The organism is Aeromonas aquatica (assembly GCF_000764655.1).
Taxonomy (GTDB): Bacteria; Pseudomonadota; Gammaproteobacteria; order Enterobacterales; family Aeromonadaceae; genus Aeromonas; species Aeromonas aquatica.
Genome location: NZ_JRGL01000034.1, coordinates 1 through 18485, shown reverse-complemented (window position 1 = coordinate 18485; position 18485 = coordinate 1). Strand labels below are relative to the sequence as shown.

Here is an 18485-nt window from a genome sequence, read left to right as displayed (position 1 = left end):
TGACCGACAGCGACGGCTCGGTGATCAATGGCAGCACTAACGTGGTGATCACCGATGCCGCCGATCCGTTGATCTCGAATATCGAGTCCGTGCGGGTTGAAGAGGCGGATCTGGATGCGAGCAACACCCAGCACCCCGGCACTACCCCGACCGAAAACGGGGAGGCCGCAGGGGGCAAGGTGACCATCGGCGCCGGCTCGGACAGGGTTGCCTCCCTCGAGCTGGATGTGGCGGCCTTCAATCAGGCGAATCACCTCACCTCCGGTGGCAAGGAGATCACCCTGGCCGCCCATAGCCCGGGTTGGTATCTGGCGAGCGCCGAGGGTGGCAAGCCGGTGTTCTGGATCCACCTCGACGTCAACGGCAGCTACAGCTTCCATCTGGTAGGCCAGCTCGATCACGGTGCCCAGGGCAAGGATGAGCTCGGCATCGAGATCCCCCTGTATGTGACCGACCATGACGGGGATCGCAGCCCCAACGTGACGGTCGAAGTGCAGGTGCAAGATGACATGCCGATTGGCACCAGCCTGGCCCATAACCTGAGCGAGACCGGCAGCGCCGTAAACGGCGATCTGCTGCCCCCCGCCAACGAGGGGGCCGACGGCGCCAGGGTGGCCTCGGTCACCGTCAACGGCGAGGTGCATGCCATCAACGGCAGCCTGACCCTGGACGTGATGAGCCCGGATGGCAAGCAGGTGATGGGATCCCTGACCATAGGTCAGGACGGCAACTACAGCTTTACCCCAAGGCCAGGTTTTGATCACGATGCCGCCAGCCTCACTCAGCGCATCACCGCCCAGATCGTTGACGGTGATGGCGATACCGCCGAGAGCACCCTGACCCTCAATCTGGAAGACGAGGCGGTGCGCTTCACCGTGAACGGGGCGACCGGGCAGGAGGATCAGGGGGCCCAGGATCCGAGCCAGGGCATTGCCATCAACATGCAGCTGGACATCGGTGACTTCGACAGGGGTGAGCACGTGGATCAACTGCTGATCCAGGCCCCCGCCAACGCACACGGCACCTTCTACTACAACGGGGTGGCGCTCACCACCACGGCCGATGGCAAGTGGTTCATAGTGCCGCCCGAGGCCATGGTTACCAGCGACAACGTTCACTACAGCACCTCGGGTCTGACCTTCGTGCCGGCGGACGACTGGTCGAGCTGGAGCAACAACAAGCAGCCGCTGCACTTCCAGGTACAGGTGGAAGTCGGGGTCACCGAGGGGACGCCGCCACCGGCGATAACCGGGGATCTCGCCATCACGGTGCAAGGGATCGCCGACAAGCCGGAATGGGATGCCAATAGTACGCATCAGCACTACAGCATTGACGAGGATGGCAACGGCATCGCCCTCAATGTGCAGGCCAACCTCACGGATACCGATGGCTCAGAAACCCTGAGCTACCAGATCAGGTGGGCGTCCGGCCAGGGCAACCTGACCCTGAACGGCCAGGAGCTCAAGCCTGATGCCAACGGCATCTATACCGTCAGTGCTGGCGACATCAACAAGATCACAGTCGTGCCTGGCAAGGATTACAGCGGCGACATCAAGCTCTCCATCACCCCGGTCAGCACCGAGAAGACACCTGTGGTGAGCGGTCAGGAGAAAGCGCTCGGCGACAGCATAGAGCTGGTGATCAACGTCAACCCGCAGGCGGATGACGCCAAGCTGACCGTGCGCGAGATCCAGGGCAAGGAAGACACCCTGCTCAATCTGGGCAGCAAGATAGTCCTCAGCCATCTGGGAGATACCGCGGACGGCTCGGAGCAGATGTTTGTGCGCATCAGCGGCCTGCCCGCCGGCGCCACCCTGCTGCTCGGCGGGGTCGCGGTTGCCATGGATGCGAACGGTTATTACGAGGTGCCCTACGATCGCATCAATGAACTGCAACTGCAGCCGCCGAAGGATAGCAACGTCGACTTCGAGCTCACCATCAAGGGGGTGGTGAAGGACACAGCCACCCTGACCGATGCCAACGGCCAGACTCATGTGGTCGTCAACGAGAAGGAGACGGGTTCCCAGAGCCTGCACGTGGATTTGGTGGGGGTAGTGGACGCCCCACATTTCGATCTGACCAGCACAGGCTGGACCCCGGAAGGTAGCGGCTACAGCATCACCATCGATGAAGATGGCAAGGCACCGCTGAACTTCAAGCTCGAGTCGGGGGAGACGACGGGTGACGGCTCCGAGAGCCTCAACCTGGTGCTGGAGGGCTTGCCGGAAGGGGCCAAGGTATTCGATAACAGCGGTAATGAGGTGACTCTGACCTTCGCCGGTCTGGATGCCCGGGGCAATCCCCTCTATCAGGTCAATGTGTCGAGTCTCGGCAACCTGCAGATCCAGCCTCCGCCCAACAGCACCGCCGATATTCACCTCATCGGCCACGTGGTGGTGACCGAGAACGACGGGGATCACAAGAGCTTCGACGTGCCGCTCACCATCAAGGTGGAGCCCGAGATCGATGCCAGCAACTATGACAAGACCAGTCATGGCCTGGAAGACCAGTATGTGGTGCTCGACTGGCATCCAACGCTGACCGATGGTGCCGAGCAGGTGACGCACCTCAGCCTCTCCGGCATCGAGCCCGGCTACGAGATCTGGATACGTGTGGGTGGTGTCGAAACCCAGCTCAGCGTGAACGGCGGTGTCGTGGACTTGAGCGATGCGGATCTGCAGAGCCTGCTCAGCGGCGGCCAACTGCTGGTACGGGCACCGGAGGACAGCGACAAGGACACCCATATCCAGAGCCACGTGACTGTGACTCAGCATGACGTGGACTCCGGCGCCATGGCCCAGAAGGTGATCGACGGCAACCTGCACGTGGATATCCAGGCCGTGGTAGAGCCCGATGGCAATCTGGTGCAGACGGGCGGGGCGCTGGAGAGCCCGGACGGGCACGATATCCCGCTCAATGGGGTCTTCGCATTCGAGGATCTGGATCCCAGCAGCGTCGAGACCATCGACTATCTGGTGATCAGCGACCTGCCACCGGGCTTCGTGGTGATAGGCGGGATCAACGACGGTTACGGCAACTGGACTGTGCCCCACGATGCCCTCGGCAGTTATGCCTTGCGCTCTCCCGATGGCTTCACCGGCACCGTCAACTTCAAGGTGAGTGCCCAGGTCGTCGACTTGAGCGATGACGGGGATGTGAGCGCCAGCGTGCGCAAGGACTTGAACGCCAGCGCCGACTTCCATGCGGCCACCCATTCGGGTCAAATTGCGGCGGATGTCACCTTCGACAATGTCCAGCACATCACCGGGGTGGAGGATCACAGCGTCGACTTCGGCAACCAGCTCAAGAGCATGATCACCCTGGGCACGGCGGACATCGGCGATGACGAGCTCAGCATCGTCATCACCGGCCTGCCACCCGGCGTGAGCGTGCAGGGGCTCACCTTTGACTTCGTCAACGGCGAGTACCTTATCAAGCTGCCGGGTGGCCTCGGCGATCTCGACAAGCTGACGCTTTCCCTGCCGGAGGACTATGCGGGCGACGATCTGAGCCTGCACGTGCGGCTGGTCAACACCGACACCCTGAGTGGCGATACCAAGACGGCGGATCAGGACATCCGCCTCTCCATCACCCCCGAGGTCGACGTCAATGGCGGCAACGATGGCATGCCGAGCCTGCAGCTCGATGTGAAGGATGTGAACGGTGACGGCCAGCCGGACAACCTGGAAGACACCGAGATCCACCTCGATCTCTCGGTCAAACTGGCGGATATCAGCCCCTCGGTGACCAACGGTGGCCTCGAGACGGTGGAGCGGGTGACCGTGACCGTCGATGCCAAGTACGGGCACTTCCTCGATGCCAACGGCAATCCCGTCCAGTCGCTGGTGGTGGATGCCAATGGCCTCAAAGATCTGGTGTTTATCCCCAAGGAGCACTTCAGCGGTCAGGTGCCGCTCGATGTGACTGTGGATATCCTGGATACCGCCACCACTGGCACGGATACCGGCAGCTGGAGCGGACAGGTAGGCTTCGAGGTCAAACCGGTCAACGATCCGGCCAAGATCACCGTGCACGACGTGCAGGGGGGTGAGGATGGCAGCGTCAATCTGGGGGGGGTCGGCGCCGAGCTTATCGACACCGACGGCTCCGAGCAGATAGTGGGGCTGCAGATCACCGGAGTACCGGATGGCTTCACTCTGTCGGCCCCGGCGGTCAACAATGGCAACGGCGTCTGGCAGATACCCGTGGGGACCGATTTCTCCACCCTGACCCTGATCCCGCCGGCCGATTTTAGCGGCAGCGTGGATCTGACCCTGACCGCCTACACCCTGGACAATGGCCTCAGCGTTCCCCTTGGGACCAGCGGCAACTTCACCGTCACCGTCAATCCGGTGGGGGATGCCATCATCGCCGACATTGACACCCAGGCGAGTGGCATCGAGGGGGACGTGATCACCCTGAACCTGGGGCTGGAGACCCGGGATACCCAGGCTACCGGCGGCAGCGCCGGCAACGTGCACGAGAATGGCCCCGAACAGGTGCGGGTCACCATAGAGGGCGTGCCTGATGGGGCACAGATCCGCCTGCCAAACGGGGTCACTGGCACTGTGGTGGATCTTGGCAACGGTCGCTGGCAGGTCACCACGGATGGTACCAAGCTGGACGCTATCGAACTGGTGACCAATGACGCCAATGGCGCCCTGGATCTTAAAGTCACGGCTCAGAGCCTCGACAACGGCGCCCTCGGCCCCGAGGTCAATGGCACCATTCACGTGGACGTGAGCCCGGTCAATGACGCGCCCATCAACGTCTTGCCAACGGATCCCCAGGTGGCGCAGGAGGATCAGCCCTTCGTCATCCAGGGTCTGCAGGTGAAGGATGTGGATGCGGGCAGCGGCGACATGAAAGTGACCCTGTCGGTGGAGCATGGCACCCTCAATCTGCCATCGGGCAGCGGGGTGACAGTGGTGGGCAACGGTAGCGGCTCTCTGGTGCTGACCGGCTCGCTGGATGCCATCAACGCCCTGCTCAATGGCGGCCTGACTTATCAGGGCAACCCGGATTATCACGGCGGCGACAACCTGACCATGGTCACCAATGACAATGGCAACACCGGCAGTGGTGGGGCGCTGAGCGACACCGACGTGCTGCCCATCGAGGTGCAACCGGTCAACGATGCCCCCGTCAACGTGCTGCCAAGCGATCCCCAGGTGGCGCAGGAGGATCACCCCTTCGTCATTAATGGCTTGCAGGTGAAGGACGTGGATGCGGATGGCGGCGCCATCGAGGTGACCCTGTCCGTCGAACACGGCACCCTCAATCTGCCGGCGGGCAGCGGGGTGACTGTCACCGGCAACGGCACAGGATCCCTGGTGCTGAGTGGCTCGCAAGATGCCATCAATGCCCTGCTAAGCGGTGGCGTCACCTATCAGGGTGAGCAGGACTTCAATGGCCAGGATGCCCTGACCATGGTGACCAACGACAATGGCAACACCGGCAACGGCGGCGCCCTGAGCGACACCGATGTGCTGCCCATCGAGGTGCAACCGGTCAACGATGCCCCGATCAACCAGGTGCCGGACGCCATGCAAGTGAAGGAGGACGGTTCTCTGTCCCTGTCCGGCATCAGCGTCAAGGACGTGGACGCCGGCAGTGCGCCCCTGTCCATGGTGCTGCGGGTCGAGCACGGGGTGCTGACCCTGCTCGGGGCGGCGGGCGCCGTCTCTGTGCAGGGGGCGGGGACCAATGTGATCACCCTGGTGGGGTCGCTCGATGATCTCAACGCGCTCATCAATGGCAACCTGCACTACGAGCCGGCCAAGGACTTCTGGGGTCAGGATAACCTGACCATCACCACCTCGGATCAGGGCAACACGGGCGCTGGTGGCGTGTTGACCGATAGCTCCACCGTTGGCATCCAGGTCACCGCCGATGCGGACGATCCGCTCTTGAGCCTGGGGACCCACGACATCCATGCCCTGCAAGGGGCCTGGGTGCCGCTCAATCTCAGTGCCAGTGTGGTCAATCCGGAAACCGGCGAGCTTTCGGTGCGGATCCAGAATCTGGGCAGTGCCCAGGTGGTGGATGAGCACGGCCAGAGCGTAGGCCATGCCGACGGCACTGACTGGCTGCTGCCCATGGATCAGTCGGTACCGCTCTACCTGAGCGGCCTGACTGCGGGGGATCACGCCCTGATCCTGACGGCCGAGTCGAGCGCGGGTGGCAATGTCCTCAGCTCGGCCCAGGAGACCCTCAACATCCATAGCCAGAGCGGTCATGACTTGCTGGGCACGGCTCAGGCGGACTGGTTGTTTGGCTCAAGCGGTGACGACAGGATCCTGGGCGGGCTGGGGGATGACGTGCTGCGCGGTGGCCAAGGCAACGACACCCTGACCGGCGGCGACGGCAGCGATCTCTTCGTGTGGGGCAGCGGTGATGAGGGGACGGCGGGGCAACCGGCCATCGACACCATCACCGACTTCCAGCCGGCCCAGGGGGACAGGATCGATCTGGCGGACCTGCTCAAGGGGGTGACCGACAACAGCGTGGATGGCTTGCTCAATCACCTCTCCGCCTCTGTCACCGCCGGCAGCGGTGGCCTGAGCGATGTCAGCCTGTCGGTGTCGCCGGCGGGGGATGGTCATGTCACCCAGCAGATCACCCTGAAGGACGTGGATCTCAGTGGCTGGAACCTGAGCGGCTCCTCCTCCCACGACATACTGCAGTCCATGCTGGATCAGCACAGCCTGATCATCCAGCACCCTTGATAGAGAGGGGCAGATAAAAAGAGCCGGCAATTGCCGGCTCTTTGTTTTTCTGCTCGATTGTTTTTAGGTTATGTCGTCATTCATTGCTGATATAGACAGGTTACCTGTTCTGGATTGAGGGTTGGCAGTGTTTATCCCTTATGTCTGCGCCTTAGCCAGTGGATGGAGCTGGTGCTCACAAGGGGGCAGGTGTGCTCAGCTCGCCTTAGCCCTACCCGTCAGGCCAGCGCCTGGGCCAGTAGATGGATGGGGTGCTCGCAACGGAACGGCGTGCTCATCTCGATCTGCCACTTGCAGGTCTCGCAGTCGGTAATGACGAGATCAGGCTTGAGGCGGTTTATCTGATCAAAGAGCCCTTCGCCTATGTCCTGACTGGTCTGGTAGTTCTCCGACTTGAAGCCGTAGGTGCCGGCGATGCCGCAGCACTGGGAGTCCAGTACCGTCACCTTGACCCCGGGAATGGCCCGCAGCAGCTCGAGCGTGTAGATGACGCCCCCCATCTTCTCCATGTGGCAGGGGGTGTGGTAGGCAATGTGCAAGCCCAGCGGCTTCATGGCCGGTTTGTTGCCACGATAGAACTCGTTCCACAGGAAGCGGGTCACCAGGGAGATGCGATCCCGCACCCTGTGGTTGTCCTGCTCCAGCAGGTGGGGGTATTCGTCTCTCAGGGTGAAGCCGCAGGTGGAGGAGGTGGCCAACAGCGGCATCTCGTTACCAAGCAGGGTGTTCTCCAGCTGCTGGATGTTGAAGGCGGCCTGGCGCTTGGCCTTGTCCATGAAGCCGTTGGCGATGAGCGGTACGCCACAGCACTTTTCCCGCGCAAGCAGTTGCACGCCGATATTCATGGCGTTGAGTACCTGCACCAGCTCCTTGCCGAGCTGCGGATGGTTGTAGTTGACGTAGCAGCCGTGGAAGTAGGCTATCTGGCGCTTGTAGCTGGCCTGGTTAGCCTTCTGCTTCTTGTACCAGCCGCGGAAGGTGCCCTGGGAGTACTTGGGCAGATCGCGGTGGGAGGAGACGCCGAGGGCCTTGTCCAGCACCAGCTTCATGGGCTTGAGGCCGGTGGTGAAGTTGACCACGGGCGCCATCAGGGTGGACATGCCGCCCATCAGATCCGTGTGGGAGAGCACGAACTCGCGGATCCCAGGCTTGAAGCCGCCGTACTTGTGCTTGGCCTTGGCGATGATGTCACCGATGCGCACCCCGCTCGGGCAGGCCACCTCACAGCGCTTGCAGTTGGTGCAGTGCTTGAGGGCGCTGTCGAACAGCTCGGGGCTCTTGATGCGCAGCCGCTCCCCGTCGGGGCCGGCCTGTTTGGGGCCAGGGTAGGCGGGGTTGGCCTTGGCCACCGGGCAGTAGGCGGTGCAGACGGTGCATTTGATGCACTGATCGAAGGTTTGGTTGGCGTGATCCAGTAGCATGATTTACTCCTCCCTGGCCGGATTGAAAGCACAAGAGACGCGGCAATAGGATGATCTGGCGGACAGTCGACTGTCCGCAGTGGCATAGGGCAGGGCAGTCATCTCAGACCCCCGCCAGAATATGACCGGCGACCTGCCAGCCGGTGGCGACGGCGACCCCGGAGCCCGACCCTTCGCGCACTGGGTCGTAGTGCGCCAGCACGCTGCCGGCGCCATAGAGGTTGCTGAGGGGCTTGCCACCGCGCAGCACCCGCAGCTGGGCGTCGGTCTTGACTCCGAAGCCCAGGAAGGGGTGGTGGTCGAACAGGCGGCGACCGGCCCAGGCGTCGCGCTCCGGCAGGCTCAGCACATCGGCATCGAAGATGGGCTCGCGGATGCCGCCGAGGCGCGATTCGAGCCCCCGGCTGAAGAAGCTGCCGGAGGCGAGCACGAAGTGTTCTGCCTCGAACAGCTGATCGTCGCCATTCTGGCTATGAACCCCGATCACCCTATCTCCCTCATAGCGGGCGCCCAGCACCCGCTCGCTGGTGAGGAAGGTGCCGCCGAGGGCCAGGAAGCGGCGCTTGAGCGCCTCCTGCATCCGCATGCCGATGAGGGACGGCGGCATGGTGGCGACTTCGCGGATGGTGCAGCCGGTACGCTTCTCGAGCTCGGCGAGGCGCGGGCCGACCAGCCCCAGGGAGAGGCAGGCGGGTAGCACTATGTGGCGGCAGCTTGGCTCGCCGCATTCCCGTACCATGCGGGTTATCTCGCGGGCGAGATCCGCCAGCAGATCGGGCTGGTCGCCCTTTTGTTTGTCAAACAGGCGGGCTATGTCGGCGGAGCGAAACTCGTGGGGATTGCGGCTGAACTCGGCCAGCTGGGGCAGCCGGATCTCGCCGGTCAGGATCCGGCAGTGGGCGAAGCGAGGCTGAATCGCCAGATTGGCCGCCGCCAGCGCCGGGTGAAAATCGCGAAAACCTTCCAGAGTCGCCAGCAGCAGGCTGTTGGGGACAGGGGCATCGGTGACGCAGGCGCAGGTATCGGGGGAGAGCCAGGTGGCCTTCAGGGTACCGATGGGGGTCAGCCGCTGGTGGTTGTGCTCCTGGCGAAACAGGGCCAGTCCCTCCAAGGCGCAGTGGCGCTGCAGATCCGCGAGGCTCGCTGCTATGTTGGCGAGCCCGACCTTGGCGTAGGGATGATCAGGGTGCGCGGCCAGGAAGGCGGGCAGGGCGGTGCGGGGATCCCCGGGACCGTCCAGCAGATCGACCGAGCCGGAGGAGAAGTGAAGCGCGCTCTGGCCCGAGGCCATCAGCAGGGTGCGCTGGCCCGCCTCGGCCAGACGCAGCGCCGCCGACAGCCCCGCCATGCCACCACCGATAACGATGTTGTCGAATTTCATGATGGCTCTCCTTGAGTCGATGATACGGGCTCGGTGCCGGTCTCCGGGGTGGCGGCAACCAGCTGGGGCGCCGTCCATTCGCCGAGGCCAAACAGCCCCTCGTAGATCCAGTAGGTGAACTCGGTCTCCCGCAGGGCATCTCCCCAGAGCACGGGGCGGGTGCCCTTGTGGCGCTCCTCCAGGAACTGGCGCAGCATGACACAAGCCTCGCGGCCGTCGGCCTTGCCGTACTCCTGCATCAGGCCGGCGGCGCGATAGGCGCACAGCTCTCCCTGACAGGGGCCCATGCCGAGTCGGGTGCGGCGGCGCAGATCCACCAGGTTGTCCACGTCCAGCTCCCGCAGGGCGTATTCGATTTCGCCCGCGGTCACCATCTCGCACTCGCAGATGAGGGCGTTGGCCTTGGGGTTATCCCGGAAAAACGCGATGACCCGCTCGCCGTGACGGTATTGGGCCGATCCCTCGACCGGGGCGCTGAGGCCGGGGGCCGAGACCTTCTCCGGCTCCCGCGAGCCCGGCAAGGAGAGCTCGGCGGTGCGGCAGGGCCGGCTGTTGCCGAGCTTGTTGGCGATGAGATCCGTGGCCCACTCGGCCATCAGCCGGTAGGTCATCAGCTTGCCGCCTGTGATGGTGTTGAAACCCTTGAGGCCATCCCGCTCGGCGTGATCCAGCAGCACTATGCCGCGGCTGATGTTGCGGCCGGTCTCGTCGCCGTCTACCGCCACCAGGGGGCGAACCCCGGCGTAGGCGCGCAGCAGGCGGGTGCGGGCCATGATGGGGGCGAGCTTGATCCCCTCGCGCAGCAGCACCTCGACCTCCTGGGGATCCACGCTCAGCTGATCGATCTTGTGGTAGTCGATGCGGCTCGAGGTGGTGCCGATGAGGGAGATGGTGTCGCCCGGCACCAGAATGTCCGCATCCGCCGGTTTGCGGGCGCGGTTGAGCACCATCTGGTTGATGCGGTAATCCATGATGAGCAGGGAGCCCTTGGCCGGGAACATGCGGATGCCGAGATCGGCATACTCGCAGATCTGCTGGCCCCAGATGCCGGCGGCGTTGATCACCTCCTGACACTCCACCTCGAACGCCTCGCCGGTGCGAGTGTTGATGGCCCTGACACCGTGCACCCTGTCCTGCGTGCGCAAGAGCCCCAGCACCTTGCTGTGGGTGAAGATGCGGGCACCGTGCTCTTTGGCGTCCAGCACGTTGGCGGCGGCGAGGCGGAAGGGATCGACGGTGCCGTCAGGCACACGAATGGCGCCGATCAACGCCGGGTTGACGTTGGGTTCGAGGCGCAGCGCCTCGCGGGGATCCAATTGCCGGGTCGCGATGCCGGCCTGGGCGCAGGCGGCCATGAAGGTGGTTTGAAAGCCGATGTCGTCTTCCGGCAGGGTGACGAAGAGGCCGCCCGTGTCCTCGACGCAGTGGCTGGCGATCCGCTTGAGGATGCGGTTCTCCTGAATGCATTCCCGGGCGGATTCCGGATCCGTCACCGCGTAGCGGGCGCCGGAGTGGAGCAGGCCGTGGTTGCGGCCCGTGGTGCCTGCGGCGATGTCATCCCGCTCCAGCAGGACGCAGTCGATGCCGCGCAGCGCGCAATCGCGCATGATGCCGGCGCCGGTGGCACCGCCGCCTATGATGACGACTTCCGTGGTTATTCTTTTCATTCTTGACCGTCTCATCTCGTCCAGATGGGGCCAGTGTGGCGCCTTCCAGGTCAAAAATGTTTGATATGGGCCAAGTTAATGTTCGCAAACGCTCACAAATGCCAAGCTAATGAACAAAGTGTGATTGTTATCACAGAGGAAGAACGGAAAAAGGGGCCCGGGGCCCCTGTTCTCTGGCGCCATGACGGCCAGTCTGGTTGTTATTTATGCTGTTTAAATCAGTTTTTTATGTCGTTTCCACTGCCACAGGCAGGGTGCCCGGGATCTTCACTCATCAGCCGCAGCACTTCTTGAACTTCTTGCCGCTGCCGCAGGGGCAGGGATCGTTGCGGCCCACCCGCAGCGGCGCCGGATCCTGCTCGCCGTCGGTGTAGACCCAGCGCCCCTGATAGCGCACGAAGCGGGAGCGTTCGTGCAAACAGTGGCGCTCATCTCCCTCCACAAACCAGGCCTTGAACTCCACCGTGCCGGCGTCATCGGCTGGGCCGCCTTGGGCGGCGAGGATCTCCAGTCCATCCCAGCGGGTATCGGTCTGGGAGAGCTGCTCCGCCGTCAGTGTTCCCAGGAAATCCGGGTGCCAGCTGTGCACCAGATAGTCGCCAAGCCCCAGCACGAAGGCGCTGTAGCGCGAGCGCATCAGCTGCTCTGGGGTGGTGGCGTGCTGGCCGGCGTGCAGCGCACCGCAGCACTGGGGGAGAGAAAGGGCGGAACCGCAAGGACATTGGCTCATGAGTCAGTTTATCGGGTCGATATAGAAGGTGGCGGGATTGTAGCGAAAGCGGCCCCCCCTCGGCCAGCAGGTCGAACTGGTAGGAACGGAACACCCACATAAAAAAGGCTAAAGGAAGTACAAGATGACTCTGAAACAGAAGATCCTGTTATTGGGCGCTATCCCCGTGCTGCTGATGGCCCTGGTGGTCAACCTCAGCAACTATCTGATTTCCAAGAACGATCTGGAATCTGAACTGGTAGTGGCGCGGGACAAGGCGGTCAAGGAGCGCAAGGAGTTGCTCAGCAGCTACCTGATGCTCGCCAAGACGGCCATCGAAAAAGAGTATGCCGCGCCGGACAGCCCCGAGGCACGTGCGCGAGTGAAGGAGATCCTGCGGCCATTGCGCTATGGCAGCGATGGTTACTTCTTCGTTTACGACTTCAAGGGAGATACCGTGCTGCTGCCCACCCGCCCCGAGGTGGAAGGTAAAAACCGCTGGCAGGACAAGGATGCCAAGGGCACCCTGCTCATTCAGGAGATCATCAAGGCGGCGCAGCAGGGGGACGGTTACTCGGAGTACTGGACCAACAAGCCGTCCCTCGGTCGCGATGCCCCCAAGCTCTCGTTCAACCTGGTGCTCGACAAGTACCAGTGGGTGGTCGGCACCGGCTTCTACATCGATGACATCGACAGCGAGCTGGCGGCCCTGCGCAGTGAACGCGAGAGCAACATGCACGCCTCCCTGCAAACCGGGGTGCTGCTCATCTTGCTGATCCTGGGGGTGACCCTGGCGGCCACCGTGGTGATCAGCAACAGAGTCACCCGGCCGCTGGCGGATGCGGTCTCGGCCCTCAATGACATCGCCGACGGGGACGGGGATCTGACTCAGCGCCTCAAGGTGCAGAGCCAGGACGAGGTGGGCCAGCTGGCCAGCGCCTTCAATCGCTTCGTCGAGCGGATCCAGTCGGTGGTGAGCCAGGTAGGGGAGACCAGCCATCAGCTGCTCGGGGCCGTGGACAAGCTCCATCGCCTGAGCGAGCACTCCGACAAGCAGATGCACGGCCACGGTCGGGAGACGGATCAGGTGGTCACCGCCGTGACCGAGATGAGCTCCACCGCCCAGGAGGTGGCGGCCAGTGCCTCCAACGCGGCCACGGCCACCAGCGACGCGGCCCGGGAGTCCGACGCCGCCCGCGAGGTGGTGGGCAGTGCCATCGGCAGCATCAACCGGCTGGTGGAGGAGGTGCACACCGCCTCCGGGGTCATCGAGCAGCTGGCCCAGGAGACCGGCAAGATAGGCTCAGTGGTGGAGGTCATTCGCGGCATCGCCGATCAGACCAACCTGCTGGCGCTCAACGCCGCCATCGAGGCGGCCCGGGCTGGCGAGCAGGGTCGCGGCTTTGCGGTGGTGGCGGACGAGGTGCGATCGCTCGCCGGGCGTACCCAGCAGAGCACCAAGGAGATCAACGAGATGCTGCAACGGCTGCAAGGGGGGGTGAAGCAGGCGGTGGAGGTGATGCAGGCCAGCGAGGCGCGCAGCCAGGAGACGGTGCAGGAGGCGAGTCACATCGCCAGCTCCCTCGACAGCATGGTGACGGCAGTCGGTACCATCAACGACATGAACATCCAGATCGCCACCGCCGCCGAGGAGCAGCACGCGGTCTCCGAGGAGATCAACAAGAACCTGGTGGCCATCCAGCAGATCGTCAGCGAGCTGACCGAGGCGGCCGGTGAGTCCAACACCACCACCAGGGCCCTGGCGGGGACGGGTGACAAATTGCGTCAACTGGTCTCCCGCTTCCGTTACTAGTCACATTTTTGCCGTCTGGACGTCATTTCCAGACGGCAAATTTGGGGATCGCCGCAGAATGTGGGAAAATCGCGCCATTCGTTCTTTTCGTTAGCCCCATACCCTATGAATGAGATCGTGAAAGGCAGTATCGATTTGATCCGGCAGCTCAACTACGGTCTGGTCTACGCCAGCCTGGAAGAGCACAAGGAACTGTCCCGTACCGATCTGTCCCGTTTGACCGGTCTCTCACCGGCCAGCATCACCAAGATCACCCGCGAGCTGCTTGATGGCGGCCTGGTCGTCACCTGTGGCGAGAGTTCGGTGGGGCGTGGCCGCCGCCAGACCCTGCTGCGCATCAACGAACGTCGCTTCCAGTTTCTCTCCATGCGCCTCGGCCGCGGCTATGTGGACATGGCCCTGTTCGATCTGGCCGGTCACTCCCTGGCCCGCCATCGCCATCTGTTCAGCGAGGAGGAACGTGCCTCCCTGCTGCCCAGCCTGGTGCGGGCCATCGAGGGCTTCCTGCCGAAGAAGGCGCTGCGGCTCGCCTGCATCGCGCTCTGCCTGCCGGGGCAGGTGGAGCGCCACTCCGGCATGGTCAAGCACTTTCCCTTCTACGATCTGCGCAACTGGCCCCTGGGGCCGACCTTGCAGGAGGCGTTCGAGGTGCCCGTGCTGGTGAGCGGTGACGTGCGTACCTGGATCCAGGCCGAGCGGGAGTGGGGCGCCGCCAAGAACTGCGCCGATGCGGTGCTGGTGTTCGTCCACAACGACATAGGGGTGGGCATGGTGGTCAACGGCCAGCTCATCGAGAGCGAGTCGGCCCTGCTCGGCGATCTCAGCCACCTGCAGCTTGAACCCTATGGTCAGCGCTGCTACTGCGGCGGCTTCGGTTGTGCCTGCACCCTGGTGACCAATCAGGCGCTGGAGGCGCAATACCGGGACCTGCGCGAGCGCATGCAGGAGCACGATCTGCCGGCGAGCGTCAACATCCGCGAGCTGTGCGAGCTGGCGCTGGCGGGCAACAGCCTGTGCCAGGACATACTGCATCAGGCGGCGGGCCGGCTCTCCCGGGTGCTCGCCAACCTCATCTGCCTGCTCAACCCGGGCAAGCTGCTGCTGGGGGGGGAGATCACCCGCGCCGATCGATTGTTGTTCCCCATGCTGCACCAGTCCCTGGCCAGCCAGTTGCCGGCCGATTACCTGGTGCGACTGCAAATCGAGTCCACCCACTTCTACGAAGATCCCACCAAGCCCACCTCGGTGCAGGTACACAAGGCCCTGCGTGACGGCAGCCTGCTGCTCGATCTGCTGCGAAGCGACAAGGACGCGTAACACTCTCGCCTGACTGCCACAGGGCTTTGCTGCGGCACCGCAAGGGGCAACCCTGCTGTACGGCCGGTGTAAGAGGCTGCTGGTGATCACTATTGATGCCGGACTGACATGAAAATGGGGCTTCTTCTGGTAGAAACCCCATCGCTGTCTGGGCACAGATCCCCCCGCACTGGCCGAGGCTAGGATTTTTCTTTCTCAGGGGGTGCCTTGTCGGTGGCCTGGTTCTGCAGCTTGATGGCCTCGGTGGCTTTCTGCTTGAGTTGAAGCTGCTCCATCACCAGCTTGTAGGCGATGTAGTACTTGTAGATGTTGCCCACATAGGTGACCGTCTCCGGGCCTATCTTCTCCGCCGCCACGTACTCCACGTTATGGAACCAGACGTTGGGATCCATCCCGCGCTTCTGGGTCTCTGCTCTCAGTCGCGCCACCCGGGCGGGGCCGGCATTGTAGGAAGCGAACGAGAACAGCGCCTTGTCGAGGGCGGTCATGGGTTCGTCGGCGTAGTAGTGATCTATCATCCAGCGCATGTATTTGACGCCGCCATGGATGTTGGGCTCGATCTTACGGATGTCACCCACCTTCAATCCCTTGCCGGTGGTGGGCATGATCTGCATGATGCCGATGGCGCCGACGTGGCTGCGCGCCTTCTGGTTGAGGGCCGACTCCTGATACCCCTGGGCTGCCAACAGTAGCCAGTCCACGTCGTAACGATCCCCATACTCGTGAAACAGATCCACCACCTGCAGGAACTTCTTGCGCTCGGCGTCGGCGGCCGCGCTCTTGACGAACTTGTTCTGCTTGAGGTAGCGGCTCAGGATCTCTTCTCCCGTCGCCTTGCCGCGCAGCGCTTTGATCTGTTCGTTGAGCATGGCGAGCAGCTGGGGGCTCTCCTTGCGCACTGCCCAGGCGATGACGCCGCCATCGCGAAATACCGGCTGCTCGTGGATCTGGATGGCCGGGAAGATCTTCTTCCAGAAGCGGGCCTTGTGTTCATCCATGACGATGAAGGGCAACAAGCCTGCATTGACCATCTCCACCAGATCTTCATCTTCCAGCTCCTCCGAGGCCGGCTTGATGTCGATGAGGGGCTCGCCCGCCGCCTTGCGGGCCTCGTTGTAGGCGACCAGGCTCTCAAAATAGCTGGACGAAGGCCTGACGAAGATGCTCTGGCCCCCCAGATCGGCAGCACTCTCCACCTTGGGAGACTGAGGGCCCGAGATGAGCAGCTCGCGCACGTTCTCTATCAGGGGGTCGGAGAACTCGACACCTTGTTGCTTGCGCTTGTCGGTGATGGTGAGGTTGGCGGCGGCGATGTCGCCCTTGCCCGCGATCAGCGAGGTCAGCAGGGCCTCGCGGGCGACCGGGATGAAGACGATGTGCAGCTTGAGGTGACGCTTGATGGCTTTGTCTTTGCGTAACTGCTCGTTGAGCCGTTTCTCTATCTGCATGAAGGCATCGTAGGTGACACCACGCTGCACTCCCTTGTTGATGAAGTAGCCGGTCTTGTTGTAGGTGGTCAGCACCCGGATGGTGCGTCGCTCCTGCATGGCATCGAGATCCCCCAGCATGGGTTTGGACAACTCTGCGCTGGCAAAGGTCAGGGCGCTGCGATTTTCCTCCTCTGCCGCGGCTTGCTTGGCGGGTTCGGCGCTCCAGGCCGGGGTCAGGGAGCAGAGCGCCCAGATCATGACAATCCATAAGTATTTCATAACGTTCACCTCACTCGTTTTATTGAGTGTAAGCGGCGCCTTGGTGGCCCTTTAGCTCATTGGGTTTGGTAACGAAGAGTTGATAGCACGATTCCCGCTATTCAAAATGGGGGGAAATGCGCACAGAAAAAGAAGGAGCCCTTGGGCTCCTTCTTCCTGTCGACATGCTGGCGCGGCCCGGGTTAAAACCAGAAGCCGATGATAAAGGAGCCCGCCAGGGTCAACATGACGTTGGCCACCGCATAGGTGCCCGCATAGCCGAGCGCCGGGATGGAGCTGTTGGCCGCCTCGTTCACCACGTCCATGGCCGGGGCGCAGGTGCGGGCACCTGTGATGGCGCCGAGCAGCAGGGCCGGGTTCATCTTCAGCACCCAGACCCCGAACAGGTAGCCCACCAGCACCGGCAGGGTGGTGACCAGCATGCCGGAGAACAGCACCACGGCACCGACCTCGCTCAGGTGATCCAGGATACCGCCGCCCGCTTTCAGGCCTGTGCTCACCATGAACACGGCGAGACCGAGATCCTTGGCCAGCCGCAGGGCGCCGGGCGGCACATAGCCGACCGTGGGGTGGTTGGCTCTGAGATACCCCATCAGGATCCCCGCCAGCAACAGGCCGACGGCGTTGCCGAGGCCAAACTCGATCTGGCCGAACACCAGGGAGACGGAGCCGATCAGCAGGCCCAGCACGAAGAAGGTGGTGAAGGCCACCAGATCCGTGGTCTGGCTGTGGATGCTGATGAAACCTATCTTGTTGGCCAGCAGCTTGACCCGCTGCTTCTCACCGCTGATCTGCAGCACGTCACCCTTCTGCAGCATGATGTTGCGATCGAACGGCATCTCGATCTGGGAGCGCACCACCCGGTTGAGGAAGCAACCCTTCTCGGTGAGGTTGAGCTCCACCAGATGACGGCCGACCACGGAGTCGTTCTTCACCACTATCTCTTCGGTGACGATCTGCAGGTCCAGCAGATTCCTGTCGAACACCTCTTTGCCGTTGCGGTAGTTGACGTCGAGCTTCTCGTGGCTCTCCGGGTAACCGACCAGGGCGATCTCGTCCCCTTCCTGGATGATGGCGTCGCCATCCGGGCTCGCCAGTATGCCGTTGCGGCGGATCCGCTCGACGTAGCAGCCGGTATGGGGATAGATGCCGGTTTCCCGCAGGGTGCGGCCACCGATCCAGGCGGCGAGCTCGGGACCGACGCGATAGGCACGGATGATGGGCAGGTAGGTCTTGCGGTTCTCGTTGTCCGACAGCCCCCGCTCTCGGGCTATCTTCTGCGCCTCCGTGTTCAAGTCCAGCCGGGCCAGAGAGGGCAGGTAGCGCACCACCAGCATCAGACCCACCAGGCCCACCAGATAGGTCAGCGCATAGCCGATGCCCATGTTGTCGAGCACCGACTGCATGTCCGTTTGGTGGGGCAGATTGAGCAGACCGCTGCGCAGGGCATCCTGCGCGCCGACCAGGGCCGGGGTCGAGGTCAGCGAGCCCGCGAGGATCCCCGCCGCCATGCCGGGGCCCAGGTTGAAGAACTTGGCGAGCCCCACGGTGAGCAGCAGGGCGGTCAGCAGGATCACCAGGGTGAGGGTGATGTAGTGAATGCCATCGCGCAGGAAGACGCTGAAGAAGTGGGGGCCGGCTTCGATGCCGACGCAGAAGATGAACAGCATGAAGCCGACATTCTCTGTGGTGGCGGTGAATTCAAACCCCATCTGGCCGAACAACAGGGCGGTGAACAGC

9 protein-coding genes are annotated in these 18485 nt (G+C 63.1%); 3 read left to right on the top strand and 6 right to left on the bottom strand.

The window, feature by feature from the left end; translation table 11 throughout:
* The coding region (locus LG30_RS0107310; protein ID WP_033130053.1) for a T1SS-143 repeat domain-containing protein at positions 1-6728 on the top strand (6728 nt) is incomplete at its 5' end.
* 218 nt (positions 6729-6946) lie between these two features.
* Here LG30_RS0107310 and glpC read toward each other — a convergent pair.
* The 4 genes from glpC to LG30_RS0107290 form a co-directional block, all read right to left on the bottom strand.
* Complete coding sequence (glpC, locus tag LG30_RS0107305; protein WP_033130052.1) at positions 6947-8149, bottom strand: anaerobic glycerol-3-phosphate dehydrogenase subunit GlpC; 1203 nt, start codon at positions 8147-8149, stop codon at positions 6947-6949.
* 103 nt (positions 8150-8252) lie between these two features.
* The gene (glpB, locus tag LG30_RS0107300; protein ID WP_033130051.1) at positions 8253-9530 is read right to left on the bottom strand and encodes a glycerol-3-phosphate dehydrogenase subunit GlpB; all 1278 of its coding nucleotides are present in this window, start codon (positions 9528-9530) and stop codon (positions 8253-8255) included.
* On the bottom strand, positions 9527-11197 hold the full coding sequence (glpA, locus tag LG30_RS0107295; protein WP_052100880.1) for an anaerobic glycerol-3-phosphate dehydrogenase subunit A: 1671 nt from the start codon (positions 11195-11197) through the stop codon (positions 9527-9529). Before glpA ends, glpB begins: the two co-directional genes overlap by 4 nt.
* Positions 11198-11471: 274 nt before the next feature.
* Complete coding sequence (locus LG30_RS0107290) at positions 11472-11927, bottom strand: YchJ family protein (protein WP_081966043.1); 456 nt, start codon at positions 11925-11927, stop codon at positions 11472-11474.
* A 124-nt stretch (positions 11928-12051) separates the two neighbouring features.
* On the opposite strand from LG30_RS0107290, the gene LG30_RS0107285 reads away from it, so the two are divergent.
* Positions 12052-13719, top strand: coding sequence for a methyl-accepting chemotaxis protein (locus LG30_RS0107285; RefSeq protein ID WP_033130049.1), 1668 nt, complete (start codon positions 12052-12054; stop codon positions 13717-13719).
* A 105-nt stretch (positions 13720-13824) separates the two neighbouring features.
* A complete protein-coding gene (locus LG30_RS0107280) occupies positions 13825-15036 on the top strand; it encodes an ROK family protein (RefSeq protein ID WP_033130048.1) in 1212 nt (403 codons plus the stop codon).
* A 179-nt stretch (positions 15037-15215) separates the two neighbouring features.
* On the opposite strand, the gene LG30_RS0107275 is transcribed toward LG30_RS0107280, so the two are convergent.
* Both LG30_RS0107275 and LG30_RS0107270 read right to left on the bottom strand, forming a co-directional pair.
* Positions 15216-16745 carry an MltF family protein gene (locus tag LG30_RS0107275; RefSeq protein ID WP_033130047.1) on the bottom strand — a complete coding sequence of 510 codons (1530 nt, stop codon included), beginning with the start codon at positions 16743-16745 and terminating at the stop codon, positions 15216-15218.
* 182 nt (positions 16746-16927) lie between these two features.
* On the bottom strand, positions 16928-18485 hold a 1558-nt coding region (locus tag LG30_RS0107270), incomplete at its 5' end, for an aspartate:alanine antiporter (RefSeq protein WP_033130046.1).